At 37.5% G+C, this 1,588-nt stretch carries 2 protein-coding genes; one reads left to right on the forward strand and one right to left on the reverse strand.

The window, feature by feature from the left end:
* The first annotated feature begins 247 nt into the window (after positions 1-247).
* Positions 248-712, forward strand: a complete 465-nt coding sequence (locus tag ACFOHL_RS14440; protein ID WP_376920950.1) for a hypothetical protein — start codon at positions 248-250, stop codon at positions 710-712.
* Positions 713-975: 263 nt separating this feature from the next.
* Here the strand turns inward: ACFOHL_RS14440 and ACFOHL_RS14445 are convergent, their stop codons facing one another.
* Positions 976-1,320 (reverse strand): hypothetical protein, encoded by a 345-nt coding sequence (locus ACFOHL_RS14445; RefSeq protein WP_376920951.1) that lies wholly within the window; start codon positions 1,318-1,320, stop codon positions 976-978.
* Positions 1,321-1,588 lie beyond the last annotated feature (268 nt).

The following is a 1,588-nucleotide window of genomic DNA, read 5'->3' on the forward strand; positions in this document are numbered from 1 at the left end:
TGGGAGCCAGTGACGGAAGTGTATTTAAACCCAGACGATGACGGTCAAAAACTAGAGAAAGAAGTAGCTTAAAAACACGACAACTATGTTAACAAACGCCGAAACACTATTAGTGCTAATTTTATATCGGCAGTAGTCAAATGGCATAAAAAAAGCGTCCATTCGAAAGCAAGGACGCTTTTTCCGACACTGATTTTTTTAATTATTTAAAACCTTTCTAGCAAAAAATCCTACAAGAAAGAGTGAAATGAAACTGAAAACAGGCGGTGCATTAACCTCAGCTGCTGATGTAAGACTAGAAAGTCTTGTGGCTAAATTATCTGATGCAACATTCCCGAAAACGCCACTTAAAAACGAACCGTCTGAAAATTCAAAAATCATCGTTGAACCAATTAGGTCGTTGCCGAAAACAGAACCGTTTGTATTGTTATCAATGTCGATTTTAAATCCAAATGCATCTCCTGCATTGAAACTAGTGAATGAAAGTATTAGCTTGTCCAAAAATGTTGGGCTTGCTATTGAACTCCCGAACGCAACCGAGAACCCAGTCGTCAATGCTCCAGTAAGCGCGACAAAATCGGCACCACCAGACGGGTGGCAGCTTGCCGATAATGTATCGAAACAAATCCCATTAGCTGATAAAGAACTCAAGTCCCAAGTTATACTTGTTATTGCTGCTGAGTCCGAAGAATTATTAATTACCAACTCTTGATCAAACGTATTGCCAGAGATAAATGCATCAGCGGAAATTATGGCGGCTTTGCTACTAAATGCTGCGCATACCAACAACGCTGAGGTACATATTTTCTTAAAAATGTTGAAAGACATCTTTCTTCTTCTCCAAAGATTAGTGAACTACATGGAGTTTGCTATAATCGTGCCATTGTGTAAAAAAGCTTTTATAACAGTGTATTAAGTGGTTTTCTAGATATTAAAAAATATAGTCTGTAAAGAAAATAGACACTTTTCGTCTATTTACATAATGTTGGCTATTATTGAATCTAGTAGTATGACTTTTTCACCCTCTGTAAAAGTCTTAGTCTTTGTAACTCTTAACTCTATTTCAACGAACGCGCAACCAATAGCAGCGCTTGCGATAATCGGCACATGTATCCAGTCTCTGTGAATACTCTGAGAGCCTCTCGCCGATAAATTGATTGACTTGACGTTTATTTCATCTGATTTGAGGCCAGCTCGATCGAAAAAATTTAATTTGCTAGTAAAACGAACCTCTTTTTCACTTGGCGTGCTCTTCAACCATTTGATTTTAACAGAGCCAATAACTAATTGGCCAGAGTTACAAGCAATTCTTCGAGTCACAGATGCCTTTGCTTCATTGTGCCCCTTTAAAGAATACTTTAAACAACTGGGTCCTGTCCAAGAGTCTATATTAGTTACGCTTACTTTTGAGTTAACTGAGCTCACCTGCCAATATTTAGGTTTATCGTATTTGTCGAATAATTAAAAATTAGGGTTGATTATGCTGGAGCCTATAAGGTTTTTTGAAATTACAATTGCATTATCTGTCATTCCGCACCCACTTTCAGGATTTCAAACTGATTGGATGTGATGTTGCTTTTTTTAAACT

Source organism: Agaribacter flavus (assembly GCF_042646125.1).
In the GTDB taxonomy this organism is placed as follows: domain Bacteria; phylum Pseudomonadota; class Gammaproteobacteria; order Enterobacterales; family Alteromonadaceae; genus Glaciecola; species Glaciecola flavus.

Excerpts from the sequence above, each read along its gene's own strand:
- ACFOHL_RS14440 (WP_376920950.1), top strand. The coding sequence starts at position 248 with ATGAAACTGAAAACAGGCGGTGCATTAACCTCAGCTGCTGATGTAAGA.